11 protein-coding genes are annotated in these 13,083 nt (G+C 66.8%); 4 read left to right on the top strand and 7 right to left on the bottom strand.

What is annotated here, in order from left to right; translation table 11 throughout:
• Positions 1 to 35: 35 nt before the first annotated feature.
• From F3J15_RS18735 to F3J15_RS18720, 4 genes are all read right to left on the bottom strand, one after another.
• The gene (locus tag F3J15_RS18735; RefSeq protein ID WP_166893334.1) at positions 36 to 479 is read right to left on the bottom strand and encodes a DUF2946 domain-containing protein; all 444 of its coding nucleotides are present in this window, start codon (positions 477 to 479) and stop codon (positions 36 to 38) included.
• Complete coding sequence (locus F3J15_RS18730) at positions 457 to 1,926, bottom strand: PepSY domain-containing protein (protein ID WP_166893332.1); 1,470 nt, start codon at positions 1,924 to 1,926, stop codon at positions 457 to 459. The genes F3J15_RS18735 and F3J15_RS18730 overlap by 23 nt, the downstream gene beginning before the upstream one ends.
• Before the next feature lie 242 nt (positions 1,927 to 2,168).
• A complete protein-coding gene (locus F3J15_RS18725) occupies positions 2,169 to 2,654 on the bottom strand; it encodes a hypothetical protein (protein ID WP_166893329.1) in 486 nt (161 codons plus the stop codon).
• A 229-nt stretch (positions 2,655 to 2,883) separates the two neighbouring features.
• On the bottom strand, positions 2,884 to 3,207 hold the full coding sequence (locus F3J15_RS18720) for a hypothetical protein (protein ID WP_021162626.1): 324 nt from the start codon (positions 3,205 to 3,207) through the stop codon (positions 2,884 to 2,886).
• A 593-nt stretch (positions 3,208 to 3,800) separates the two neighbouring features.
• Between F3J15_RS18720 and F3J15_RS18715 the strand changes: the two genes are divergently transcribed.
• The gene (locus F3J15_RS18715; RefSeq protein WP_166893327.1) at positions 3,801 to 4,433 is read left to right on the top strand and encodes a LysE family translocator; all 633 of its coding nucleotides are present in this window, start codon (positions 3,801 to 3,803) and stop codon (positions 4,431 to 4,433) included.
• 18 nt (positions 4,434 to 4,451) lie between these two features.
• On the opposite strand, the gene F3J15_RS18710 is transcribed toward F3J15_RS18715, so the two are convergent.
• Complete coding sequence (locus tag F3J15_RS18710; RefSeq protein WP_069250732.1) at positions 4,452 to 5,420, bottom strand: LysR family transcriptional regulator; 969 nt, start codon at positions 5,418 to 5,420, stop codon at positions 4,452 to 4,454.
• 271 nt (positions 5,421 to 5,691) lie between these two features.
• Here F3J15_RS18710 and F3J15_RS18705 point away from each other — a divergent pair, with 271 nt between their 5' ends.
• Both F3J15_RS18705 and F3J15_RS18700 read left to right on the top strand, forming a co-directional pair.
• Positions 5,692 to 7,020, top strand: coding sequence for an MFS transporter (locus F3J15_RS18705; protein WP_166893325.1), 1,329 nt, complete (start codon positions 5,692 to 5,694; stop codon positions 7,018 to 7,020).
• A 119-nt stretch (positions 7,021 to 7,139) separates the two neighbouring features.
• Complete coding sequence (locus F3J15_RS18700; RefSeq protein WP_166893323.1) at positions 7,140 to 8,306, top strand: Xaa-Pro peptidase family protein; 1,167 nt, start codon at positions 7,140 to 7,142, stop codon at positions 8,304 to 8,306.
• 71 nt (positions 8,307 to 8,377) lie between these two features.
• Here F3J15_RS18700 and F3J15_RS18695 read toward each other — a convergent pair whose 3' ends face one another.
• Both F3J15_RS18695 and F3J15_RS37795 read right to left on the bottom strand, forming a co-directional pair.
• Positions 8,378 to 10,006, bottom strand: coding sequence for an NADP-dependent glyceraldehyde-3-phosphate dehydrogenase (locus tag F3J15_RS18695; RefSeq protein ID WP_069250736.1), 1,629 nt, complete (start codon positions 10,004 to 10,006; stop codon positions 8,378 to 8,380).
• 126 nt (positions 10,007 to 10,132) lie between these two features.
• Positions 10,133 to 10,483 (bottom strand): hypothetical protein, encoded by a 351-nt coding sequence (locus tag F3J15_RS37795; protein ID WP_240158856.1) that lies wholly within the window; start codon positions 10,481 to 10,483, stop codon positions 10,133 to 10,135.
• 453 nt (positions 10,484 to 10,936) lie between these two features.
• Here F3J15_RS37795 and F3J15_RS18685 point away from each other — a divergent pair, with 453 nt between their 5' ends.
• Positions 10,937 to 13,066, top strand: coding sequence for a TonB-dependent siderophore receptor (locus F3J15_RS18685; RefSeq protein ID WP_166893321.1), 2,130 nt, complete (start codon positions 10,937 to 10,939; stop codon positions 13,064 to 13,066).
• Positions 13,067 to 13,083 lie beyond the last annotated feature (17 nt).

Raw genomic sequence — 13,083 nt, 5'->3', positions numbered from 1 at the left:
CCGCGCGGTATGCGGCGGCGCGGTCGCGAGGGGCGTCAGGCGCGGGCGGAAGGCGGCCCGCGCGCGGCGAGCGCGTAGCGCTTCGCCGGGTGGCGGGCAGAGGGGATCAGCGGCGCGGGCGGCGCATGCCGCACGGCCGGGGAGGCGGACAGGAACACCGCGTACTGCAGCGGCGGATGGCCGGCGAGCAGGCCGCAATAGCCGCAGCGGTCGAAATGCCTGTCGGATGGGGAATCGGCCAGCGAATCGGACGGCGCATGCGATGCCGCGTGCGCCATGAGTGTGTTGCCGGTGGCCGAGCAGATCGGCGCGGCCGGCAGGCCGTCATCGGGCGCGGCAGCGCGCAGTTGCGAGATCATCGGCGCGACGAGCGCGAGCACGAGCGCGAACAGCCCGAGCCACGCGGTGGCCCGGGCTTGTCGCGTCGTCGCGCCGCGTATGCCGGCGCGCGATGAATCAGGCCGCTGCGCGTGCCGCACGGCCGAACAGCAGACGGTCGATCAACCAGACCGCGACGATCGTCGCGCCCATCAGCGGGAAGACGACGCCGAGCAGCACGAGCCCCGCGATCCAGCCGCGCATCGGCGGCGCGCCGCGTTCGCGCGACGGCGCCCCCAACTTGGCCGCAGGACGGCGCTTCCACCACATCACGGTGCCCGTGACGGCCATCGCGGCCAGACCGAGCGACAGCACCGCGCAGACGATCTGGTTCGCGAGCCCGAAATAGCGGCCCATGTGCAGCGACGTGCCGTACGACACGGCGCGCGATACCGCGCCGTAGTCGTCATAGCGGATGTCCTTCAGCACGGCCCCGCTGTATTGGTCGAGGTAGATCGTCCGCTCGGCTTTCGGGTCGTCCGGGAAATACGACGCGGTGAACACGCCGTCCGCGCCGGACGGCAGCGCGAGCGTGTAGCCGCTCGTCACGCCGAGGCCGGCGACGATCGCGATCGCGCGGGCCAGCGGCAGCGGTGCCGGCGTCGGCGCCGACGGCGAATGCGGGACGGGCACGTTGCCGACCGCCCACGGCGTTTGCGGCAACGGCAGGTCGTCCATCACCATCCCCGGCATCGACTCGCCGGATTCGTGGTGATGGCCGGACGGTGCGGGTGCGGCAGCCTCGGCTGGCGCGGGCGCCGCGGCGGCACCCGGGCGCGTCGAGCGTACCGACCCGCCGCCCCATGCGCCTTCCGGCGCGCCGAGGTTCACGGTCGCGGCTAGCGCCTTGAAGTTCTTGCCCCACGAGCCCGACCACGGCAGCCCTGTCAGGATGAACGCGACCGTGCCGGCCGCGAGCCAGATGCCGGCCGTTGCGTGGAGGTTTTTCCACAGCGGCCGGCCGCGCAGCGACAGGTCGGGGCGCAGTGCCCGCCCGACGCGCGCCGTGCCGCGCGGCCACCACAGCGCGATGCCGGTGCCAATCATCACGAAGGTCCAGCACGCGGCGAGCTCCATCAGCAACTCGCCCGTCTTGCCGAGCAGCAGCTTGCGATGCAGCATCCGGTCGATCTGCATGAAGCGGTTCTCGACGCTCAGTGTGCCGAGCACGCTGCCGTCGTATGGGTTCACGTACACGCTCTCGCGGCTGCCGTCGCGTAGCCGGAACACGTATTCGGCGCTGCGGTCCGGCGCGGTCGAGACCTGGACGGACACCGGCGTCGCGCCGGCCGGCATCGCGGTGCGCGCGCGCGCGAGCAGCGTATCGGAATCGAGCCGCGGCGTGGCGCGCGGCTCGACGACGAGCCGGTGCGGATACAGCAGCGGCTCGATCTGCGGCTGGAAGCAATAGAGCGTTCCGGTGATCGCGAGGACCACCAGGAACGGCATGACGAACAGGCCGGCATAGAAGTGCCAGCGCCACAGCGTCCGGTAGCCGGCGTGGGCGGATTGGGCGGGCGAGATCGCCCGTTCGACGGTGGTCGACATGGTGTCAGCTCCTCGTGTTCGTTGAGCGGCCGCACCGGCACGGGCCGGCGGACGTCAACGCGCGTTGCGCCCGCCGGCGCGCATCGATGAAACGGGCGGCGCGGCGCCATGCGCGGAAGAGGCGCAGGACGGCGTCGCCCGCGCAAGGCGGGCAGGCGGGTGAACGCTTGAATCAGGTCATGTGAGACGAACGGCATGCGGGCCCGCGCACGTTGACGTGCACGAGCCGCGGGGCGGAACCGTCAGCAGGACAGGGGAGGGGCGCGGGAGGGTGGGCGATCGTCGAAGATCGATCGCACGACGGGAATACGGTCGAAGTGAATCCGGAAACGCCGTGGCGCGGCGGCGGGAAACAGCAGCACCAGCAGCACGAACGACGCCAACGCGGTGAACAGCGCGGCGCCGAATGCGCACAGGCTGTCGCCGCTGCCGGGCGACGCCGTGTTGTCGGCATGCCCGTCATGCTTGAGCGCATCGGCGAGCGCGAGCGCGTCGTTGGCCGGTGTGATCGGCGCGCCGGCATCGAAACGGGCGGCGAGTGCGGCCACGTTGACGATCAGCGGGCCGCGGCCCGAACACAGCACCACCGAGCCCGTATCCGGACCGTCCGGATCGAGCATCACGGCGCCCGACATCAGCGCGCGGGACAGCAGCGTCACGAGGAGGAACCCCCACAGAAGCTGTCGCGCGACGCCTTGCCGGAGCAGGAAGCGGCGAAGTGCGTTCATGGCGCGCGATTGTACCTCCGTTTGCGGGGCGGGGCCGTCCGCCACGCTGATGCGCGGCATCAGCCCGGCGAACTGCCGGAAGCAAACGAAAGCACGCGGGCGGCTATTCGGAACCGAACGGGTTCCCGGGGATCATGCGGCGAGGTCATCGGGCATGCACGTGCCGCGAATCGGGAAGGGCCGCCGTGGCCGTGCGTGACGCCCGCGGCAGCCGATGCATGGCGCCGGCTCAGGCCGGATACGCATCGTCGACTTTCAGGTTCGCGAGCCGGAACAGCGTGCGCAGCGTCTGCGGATGAATGTCGCGGTGCGCGGCGAGCGACGTCAGCATGAAGTCGAGCACTTTCGCGTAGCGGAGCAGCACGAGGCAGCGCGCGAGATCGGGCGTGCGGCCGCGCATGTCCTCGGCGAGGTGAACCATTTCGGTGGACAACGAGCGTGCCATCTCGAGTTCCATCTGCTGTTTTTCGGTCCAGTCGGGCAACGGCTGTTCGAGCAGCTTCGCGAGAAAGAGCTGGAACGACGTGTCGGACGAATTGGGCAGCGCATCCATGAAGGGCCTCGTCACTTGCTCGGATCGTTCGGGTGTATCCGCTGGATGCGCCCGACGGTGGGTTCGTGTCCGCGCGGTGATCGGCGCGGTGGTTACCCGAACGGGATGCAGGTTTCGTACCAGCGGCGCAAGACGATTGTTGAGTATTGTTGAGCGGCGATGCGACGAGGGCGGCGAGTCCCGCCGGTACTGGGTGGGGGAAGGGACCGAGGAGGCGGTCTACCGGCGCGGCGCGATGCATATCGAGTGCGCGGAACGGCTCGCCGAGGCGAAATGCTTCATGGATGTAACGTAACGCCGGGAGAAATTGCGCGGCGCGTTCCCCGGCAGTCTGACGAAACGGGCCGGCCTGCGCGTGCCGCCTGCGCCGGTCAAGCGTTCGGCCCGCCGGCAGCGGGGGGACGGGATGTCCGCCATGCTCGGCGAAAGCCACCGGCGAATGTGACGGATGTTTCAAATCCGAGACGGATTTTGCCGATGGCGATCCGGTTGCGCGCCCCGTCCAACTGGCCCAGCGAATTGTCGAGCAATTGTCCATGGGCAGACGGCGCGCGTTTGCCAACAATCCCCTGATCATCCCTGCGAGGTTCGACATGAGCGTCCACGCCTTTTTCTCGGCCAACCTGCTGCTGGCCTACACGGCTTATTTCATCGGGACGGCCAGCCCCGGGCCGAGCAACCTCGCGATCATGTCGGTCGCCGCGAACCAGGGCCGCAAGGCGGCGCTCGCGTTCGCGCTCGGCGTCATTTCGGGGTCGATGTTCTGGGCGACGGTGGCGGCGCTCGGCGTGTCGGCCGCGCTGCTCGCGTGGTCGAAGCTGCTGGTCGCGATCAAGCTCTTCGGCGGGCTGTACCTGCTGTGGCTCGCGTTCAAGTCGGGGCGCACGGCGTGGTCGGGCAAGGCGGCGGCATCGCTGAACGCAGCGGGCGAGCAGCGGCTGTCGCGCTTCTTTGTACGCGGCGCGATGCTGCATCTGACCAATCCGAAAGCGATCCTCGTGTGGGTGTCGATCGTCGCGCTGTCGTCGAACGGCGCGGGTGCGTCGCACGGCGCCGTCGTGCCGGGCTGCATCGTGATCGGGTGCCTGGTGTTCGGCGGCTATGCGCTCGTGTTCTCGATGGACGGCGCGCGCCGGCTGTACGTGCGCGGCCGGCGCGCGATGGAAGCGTGTCTCGCCGTCGTGTTCGGCGTGGCGGGGATCCGGCTGCTGGTGTCGAACGTCTGACGCGGCACGCCCGCATATCTAGCGGGCGGCGCGCCGGGCCGTCGAGCGGGTGGCGTTACCCGGCTGCTCCGCCGGACGCGTGAACAGCGACACGATCGTCTGCCGGAGCCAGCGGTGCGCGGGATGGCTGTCCCAGCGCTGATGCCAGATCACGCAGTAAGGCCGCGCGGGCATGCGCACCGGCGGTTGCCGCGACACCAGTTCCTTTTCGTGGATCGACAAATCGAGCAGCGTGGTCGGCAGCACGCCGATGAAATCCGACTCCCGGATGATCGCCAGTGCGGGCGAGTACGCATTCAGCGTGAGGACGAGATTGCGCTGCAGGCCGTGCGCGGAAAGCAGGCTGTCGTACACCGGCACCCGCATGCCGGAAAACCCGACGTCGAGATGCCGCGCGGCGAGAAAGCGCTTCAGCGTGAGCGGCCCCTTCGCGAGCGGGTGATCCTTGCGCATCAGGCAACTCCAGTGGATCGGCCACATCTCGTGCGTGCGCACACCGCTGCTCGGGCTCGAGTCGTTCAGGTAGCCGCCGATCGCGAGGTCGACGCCGCCGCGGTCGAACATGGCCGGCAAGTCGGCGACGCTGAACGGCGTGAGCTCGATCCGCATCGATGGCGCATGCGTGCCCATGTACTGCGCGAGGCGCGGCATGATGCGCTCGACCGAGTAGTCCGACATCGCGATCGTGAAGGTGCCCCGATGCGCTTGCGGGTCGAACTGGTCCGGCGAGATCGCCTGCTTCAATGCGTCGAAGTGCGGCTGGACCGCCGACCACAGCTCGCGTGCCCGCGCGGTCGGCCGCACACCCGTGACGGTCTTCTCGAACAGCACGTCGCCGAGTGATTCGCGCAGCCTGCGCAGCGCATTGCTGACCGCCGACTGTGAAAGCGCCAGCCGTTCGGCGGCGCGCGTGACGTTGCCTTCGGCCATCAATGCCGCGAACACGCGCAGCAGGTTGAGGTCGAGCTGACGGAACACATCCTTCATCGCACATCTCCCATTCGGGTGCCGGCATCCCGCGCGTGGCGTCGGGAGCCGGAACATCGTGACGGCGAGTGTCCGGGCCGCGGGTCGTTCGCGCAAGGTCGCGTTTGCCCTTGCGGAGAGCCGGCCGGCGCCGCGACGAAGTCGAGCGTCGCGCTCGCACCGTTATTCACGTTGGTGATGATCATATTCCGGAAATCCGTTGGACGCGGTAACGGTGCGCATCGAACATGAGCACGAAACCACTGCAGCCAGCAGGGGGAGGAGACAAACGATGAAAGAGGATGTAGTGAATCCGGCGGGCGCCATCGCGCTCGATCGCCGTTCGGCTGCGCCGCAGCCGTCTGCACGGGCAGGCACGATGCGCGACGTTGCGGCGGCTGCGGCAGGCAACGCGCTCGAATGGTTCGACTTCGTGATCTACGGCTATTTCGCCAGCGTGATCGCGAAGCTGTTTTTTCCGGTGGCCGGGCCGGTCGGGTCGCTGCTGCTCGCGACGGCGACCTTCGGCGTGGGGTTCGTCGTGCGGCCACTCGGCAGTGTCGTGCTCGGGCTGTACGGCGACCGGTACGGCCGCAAGGCGGCGATGTCCGTCACGATCTGGCTGATGCTGGCCGGCACGGCCGCGATCGCGGTGGCGCCGCCGTATGCGCAGGCCGGCTGGCTCGGCGCCACGATTCTCGTGCTGGCGCGGCTCGTGCAGGGCTTCGCGGCGTCGGGCGAGTTCGGCAGCACCGTCGCGTTCCTCGCGGAAAAGGCGCCGCCGCATCGACGCCATTTCTTCGTCAGCCTGCAGATGTCGAGCACGATGCTGGCCATCGTGCTGGGCGGCACGATCGGCACGATCCTGACGACGTCGCTCAGCCCGCATCAGCTCGAAAGCTGGGGCTGGCGCGTGCCGTTCGTGGTCGGCCTGATGATTGGCCCGGTCGGCTTCTACATCCGCAGGAGCGTGTCGGAAACCGATGCGTTCGTGCACGGCGAAGCGCTGCCGGTCGCGCAGGTGCTCAAGCGCCTGTTCGGCGAGCACCTCGCGTCGTTCCTCGCGGCGATCGGCGTGACGATCGTCAGCACTGCCGCGTTCTACATGGTCCTGATCTACATGCCGACGTTCGCGGTGAAGCAACTCGGGTTGCCGATGTCCGCGCCGTTCATGAGCACGACGGTCGCCGGCATCGTGATGGTCGCGATCGCGCCGCTCGCGGGCCTGCTCGGCGACGTCTGGCGCCGGCCGGTCGCGATGGTCGCCGCCGCGATCGTCGTGCTGTCCGCGATCACGCTGCCGCTCTATATGTGGGTCATCGCGAGCCCTTCGCTGCGCAACCTGCTGATCATGCAGGCCGCTGCCGCCGCGCCGATGGGCGTGCTCGTCGGGCTGGTGCCCGCGCTGGCCGCGCGCGCGTTTCCGGCCGCGGTGCGCAGCACCGGGCTCGCGGTGTCGTACAACATCCCGACGACGGTCTTCGGCGGTTTTTCCCCGCTGATCGTCACGTGGCTGATCGCGACCACGCACAACAAGGCGTCGCCGGCGCTGTACATCGTCGCGATGTCGGTCGTGAGCCTGGTCGCGCTGCTCGGGTTTCGACGCATGCCGAGCGAATAAGCGAGCCGGATTCGGTTTCGACCCGTATCGCTGAAATAGAGGATAACGAATGAAATGTCGTTCTATGGAGGCGTGGAAATGATCGGCCGTCCCGTCACCCTCAACAGGAGAAGTCACGCATGAAGTTCAAACCCACCTTCGCGCCGCCCAGCGAGGCGGAACTCAAGGGGCGCCTCGACCGCGTGCGCGCCCGCATGGCGGAAGCCGGCCTCGATCGCTATGTGGCGTTCTCGCCGGACAACATCTACTACCTGACGAACTTCGCGAACATCGTCCACGAGCGGCCGTTCGTGCTGGTCATTTCGCGCAGCGGCCCGCCGCAGTTCGTCGTGCCGCAGCTCGAGCAGCCGCATGTGCGGACGCGCTCGATCGGCGAACTCGAGCTGATTCCGTATTTCGAATTTCCGGCGCCGGCCGGGCGCGAATGGAGCGACCGGTTCAAGGCGCTGTTCGGGGCGGGCGAACGTGTCGGCGTCGAGTCGGTGTGTCCGTTGCAGGTCTATGCGCAGACGCCGGGCGAGCGTGTATGCATCGACATCATCGACGACGTGCGGATGATCAAGTCCGACTACGAGATCGGCCGCCACGTGTATGCGTGCGGGATCGCCACCGACGCGCACAACCTGCTGCTGAGCGAAGCACGCCCGGGCCTCGGGATGGCGGAGATGTCGTCGCGCATTCGCGGCTTCATCATGCAGCGGCTGCTGGCCGACGACCCGACGCTGAACCCGTTGGCCACGCGGATCGTCGCGGTGTTCCAGCCGGGCAGCGTGTCGCACGATCCGCACAACTTCAGCAACATCGACATGCGGATGGAAGAGGGCGGCCCGCACGTGTCGATCGTCAATGCGGTGATGAACGGCTACGGCGCGGAAGTCGAGCGGACTTTCTTCCTTGGCCACGTACCCGACGCGGCACGGCGCGCATTCGACGTGATGTCGGAAGGGCGGCGGCTCGCGTTCGACGCGGCGATGCCGGGCGCGCTGCTGAGCGACGTCGATCGCAAGGTCAACGACTATTTCCGCCGCGCGGGGATGGGTAACCGGATGCTGCACCGGACCGGGCACGGGATGGGCGTCACCGCGCACGAGGCGCCGTTCTTCGCCGAAGGCTACGACCGGCCGATCGAGAAGGGGATGTGCCTGACGATCGAACCGGGCATCTACATCGAGGGTGTCGGCGGCTTCCGTCATTCCGATACGGTGCTGATCGGCGACGAAGGCCCGGTTCAGCTGACCGGCGGGCCGCTGGAACTCGACGCGTTGACGTTCCCGGTTCGGGCGTAGTTGGTTACGCGCAGGCGTAAAAAAAGCCGCTGCACCGGCGTGTGCAGCGGCTTTGTTGCGAGCGGCTCGCTTCAGAAAATAAAGCCCGTATTGATGAACTTCGAGTGGTGATCCGACACGATCGAATCGAGCAGCTGCTTGCTGCTGTCGGTCTGCTTCGCCGCGACCATCGAGCGGATCGAGAATGCGCGCAGCGCGTCGCTCACCGACAGCGTGCCTTCCGCCGAATCCTTGCGGCCCGCGAACGGGAACACGTCGGGCCCGCGCTGGCACTGGCAGTTGATGTTCACGCGGCACACCTGGTTCACGAGCGGATCGACGAGCGCGCCGATCTGCGCCGGATCGGAACCGAAGATGCTGACCTGCTGGCCGTGATCCGACGTCGTCACGTAATCGAGCGCGGTGTCCACGTCGTCGAACGTCGCCACCGGAATGATCGGCCCGAACTGTTCCTCGCGGTACAGCTTCATCCCTTCCGACACCGGGTACACGACGGCCGGATAGAACAGCGTCTTGCTGAACTCGCCGCCCGAATGGTTGACGACCTGCGCGCCCTTGGCCTTCGCGTCGTCGATCGCATCCGTCATGTAGGCCGTGCGATGCATGCCCGGCAGCGGCGTGATGCTGACGCCTTTCTCCCACGGCATGCCGATCTTCAGCTGTTCGAGCGCGGCGGTGAAGCGCTTCAGGAATTCGTCGACGATCGAACGATGCACGAGCAGCATCTTCAGCGCGGTGCAACGCTGGCCATTGAACGACAGCGCGCCGAGCAGGCATTCCTTCACGGTGAGGTCGAGATCGGCGTCGGGCAGCACGATCGCCGCGTTCTTCGCGTCGAGGCCGAGGATCGCGCGCAGCCGGTGCGACTTCGGGTGCTGCTTCTTCAGGTGGTCGGCCACCTTGCTCGACCCGATCAGCGCGAGCACGTTGATCTTGCCCGACGCGAGCATGTGCGGCACGACCACCGCGCCCGGCGCATAGATCGTATTGATCACGCCCTTCGGGAACGCGTCGCGGAATGCTTCGAGCAGCGGCTCGAACAGCAGCGTGCCGTACTGAGGCGGCTTGAACACCACGGTGTTGCCCATCAGCAGCGCGGGGATCAGCGTCGCGAACGTTTCGTTCAGCGGGTAGTTGTACGGGCCCATGCACAGCACGACGCCGAGCGGCGTGCGGCGAATCTGGCCGATCGTGCCTTCGGCGATCACGAAGCGCGAATTCGCGTTGTCGAGCTCCTTCAGCGCGTCGATCGTCTGCGTCATGTACGTGACGGTGCGGTCGAACTCCTTCTGCGAATCGGCGAGGCTCTTGCCGATTTCCCACATGATCAGGTTCACCACCAGTTCACGCTGCGCGACCATCCGCTTGATGAAGTCCTGCATGCACGCGATGCGCTGCTCGACCTTCATCGTCGGCCACTCACCGCGGCCGGCGTCGTACGCGCGTACCGCGGCGTCGAGCGCCGCGTCGCTTTCCGTTTCGCCCATCACCGGGTAGCTGCCGATCTCGACCTGCTCGACGCTGCCGTCCGCCTGGCGCACGCACACGGGCGACAGCACGGTCTTGGTCGCGCCGTCCCACGGCCGCAACTCGCCGTCGACGAGCGACACGCGCTGGTGAATCGGCGAAGTGAGCCGGTACTCGGCGGGGATGTCCTGAAAGGCGGGAAACAGCTGCTGCAGGGAGGCGGAATCGGGCATGACGGTCTCGTTTGACGGGGTGTCCGGGAAGGACGGGCGATGCGAATCCTGAGCGGGGAAATCCTCGATCCTGAATTGGCATCATGACGCGCGGACGACGACACGTCACGCATGACCATGGCCGATTCAATAATTGGAACCAGTTCCATTAAAAAGGAACGCCGGCGTGAATGCAAGAATTGCCGAATCGCGCCGCATGCACCGTAAGCATTCAGAAAGACTGTTGCCGAATGCTTGGTATAAGCCGCCAACAGCGCTCGCAAACGTTTCAAACGGGCTGGTTTCAGCGGATAATGGCCCGGCGCGGTGAAGAAAAAAATGAAGTGAGCCTGAGAGCATATGTAGTGAAGAACGGAAGAAGGTCCGCCGCGCTGCCGATGCGAGGTCGGCTGCCCGGAGCGCCGGGTCGGGGTTGCCCGGTCCGGCGCGCACCGGACTTCGAATGCGCGCCGTCCGCTTCGACGGATGTTTTGTCATCCTCTCCAGTCCTTTCGTCGTCGTCTCCCGAATCCCGCCTATTGCCTGGCCCTTCATCGCCTGACGCGGCCGATTGAATGCTTTCGTTTTTATTACGAATGATTCGCGTTAAAGCGCGAAACAGAAAGGTATTCGTCAGGAATGCAGAGCGCCATGCGCATGCACGTTGCGGGCAGGCGACACGTTAAAAATTAACTAAAAACACGAATCATTCTCGTTTAATATTTCGCTCCGTTACGCGCCATGACGGAGCGTCACGAGTGCTTTCGTGCCGCTCCTGCCGGCCGGCCGCGACCCGCGCCGGCCGTTCACCGGCTCGCCAGCGCGACGAGGCGATCCCTCGCGCGTCGCTGCTTTTTACGGAAAGGATTTCGCCCGCCGATTCACAGCGTGGTTCGCGCGTTGGCCGGATGCGTTTCCGTTCGCCGTTTTCCCTCAGCCTCTACTTCAACGATGAAACTCAACAAGAGCGCTTGCCATGCGCTGCTGATCGCCACGTCGCTGGCCGGCGCACGCGCCTCCTTCGCACAGGCGAGCGACGCCGCGGCGACCTTGCCCGCGATCTCGGTCAAGGCGACCGCCGAGCATGCGTCGTACGACGGCGGCCACTCACGCGCGGCGACCAAGACCGACATGTCGCTGATGGACGTACCGCAGACGGTGAACGTCGTGCCGCACGCGGTGATCGAGGACCAGAACGCGACGTCGATGCAGGATGCGCTGCGCAACGTGCCGGGCGTCGGCTTCTCGGTCGGCGACGGCCAGCGCGACCAGATCACGATCCGCGGCTTCAACAGCATCACGGACCAGTACGTCGACGGCATCCGCGACGATGCGCTCTACTATCGCGACCTGTCGAACGTCGATCACGTCGAAGTGCTTAAGGGGCCGGCGGCCGTGCTGTACGGGCGCGGCTCGGCGGGCGGCATCGTGAATCGCGTGTTGAAGCGGCCCGAGGCGAACCCGGTGCGCGACGTGGGCGTGACGCTCGGCACACGCGGCGAGCGGCGCGGCGAATTCGACCTCGGCTGGAATGCGAACGACGCGGCGCGTTTCCGGATCACCGGCGCGGCCGAAAACTCGAACAGCTTCCGTGATCAGTTCCAGCTCAACCGCCAGGCGATCGCGCCGTCCGCGCAGTTCAAGCTCGACAGCAACACGGTGCTGAACGTCGAATTCGACTATCTGCACGACCGCCGCACGTCCGACCAGGGGCTGCCCGCGTATCTCGGCCGGCCGGTCGACGTGCCGATCAACACGGTCTACAGCTCGGCCGACGCGGCGAACAGCTCGTACAACGACGTCTCCGCGAAGAGCGCGACGGTGTCGCTCGATCATCGCTTCAACGATTCGCTGTCGTTCCATGGCGCGATCCGCGCGTACGACTTCTCGCTCGAACGCAAGAACTACGTGACGTACGAGCCGATCAAGACGGCCGCGCACCCGGTCGTGACGCTCGACCAGTCGACGCGCCAGCGCACCGACCACGGCATCGACGGCCTGTTCGAGCTCACGCAAAAGACGTCGCTGTTCGGCATGCGCCACGAACTGCTGTATGGGCTCGAACTGTCGCAGCAGCAGAAGTTCGACACGATCTACAGCGTGTCGAAGGTCGCGACCTACGATCTGTTCAATCCGCAGCAAGTGGTGCTGCCCGGTGTGCCGACCGGCGCGCGCGCAAAGACGAACGCGTCGACCGTCGTCGGCCTCGCGGGCGTCTATGCGCAGGACCTGATTTCGCTGACCGAGCACTGGAAGGTGCTCGCGGGGCTGCGCTTCGACTACCTGAACCAGATCCGCCACGACTACACGTCGTCGAACGTCAACCTCGATCGCACCGATCACGCGTGGAGCCCGCGCGTCGGCCTGATCTACGAACCGCTCGACTGGCTGACGCTGTACGGGTCGTTCAGCCAGTCGTTCTCGCCGCTGGCCGACACGCTGATCAGCTCCGGCGCGTTCTCGAACGGCGCCGCGCTCGCGCCGCAGAAGACCACCGCGTATGAAGTCGGCTCGCGCTTCGACCTCGGCGGCAAGGCGACGGCCAGCGTCGCGCTGTTCGACATGCGCCAGACCAACCAGCAGATCGGCGACCCGGCGAATCCCGGCTATGCATTGCCGATCGGCACGCAGCACGTGCACGGGATGGAGCTGGGCTTCACCGGCGAGATCGCGCCGAAGTGGTCGGTATATGCGGGCTACGCGTACCTGAACGGGACGGTCGACGGCTCGGCGCAATCGACCGCGGCAGGCGTCGCGGTGTCGAGCAACACGCCGGGGCTGATGCCGCGCCACAGCGCGAACCTGTGGGTGAAGCGCGAGCTGCCGTACGGCTTCTACGCGGCGGCCGGCATGCAGTTCCAGTCGGCGCGCTACACGTCGGCGAGCGATCTCGTCACGCTGCCGTCGTTCACCGTGTTCAACCTCGGCGCCGGCTATCGCAGCAAGAAGGTCGACGTGACGCTCACGCTCGACAACCTGTTCAATCGCCGCTACTTCATCGCCGCGCATGGCAACGCGGACCTGTACAACATGCCCGGCGATCCGCGCACGCTGACCGCCACGGTGAAGTGGCACATGTAATGCACGTGATGCATGCG

It is taken from the genome of Burkholderia sp. Ap-955, from assembly GCF_011753045.1.
Lineage (GTDB): Bacteria > Pseudomonadota > Gammaproteobacteria > Burkholderiales > Burkholderiaceae > Burkholderia > Burkholderia lata_D.
Note: the sequence above shows the minus strand (reverse complement) of the source record. Positions and strands in the feature narration are given on the sequence as shown.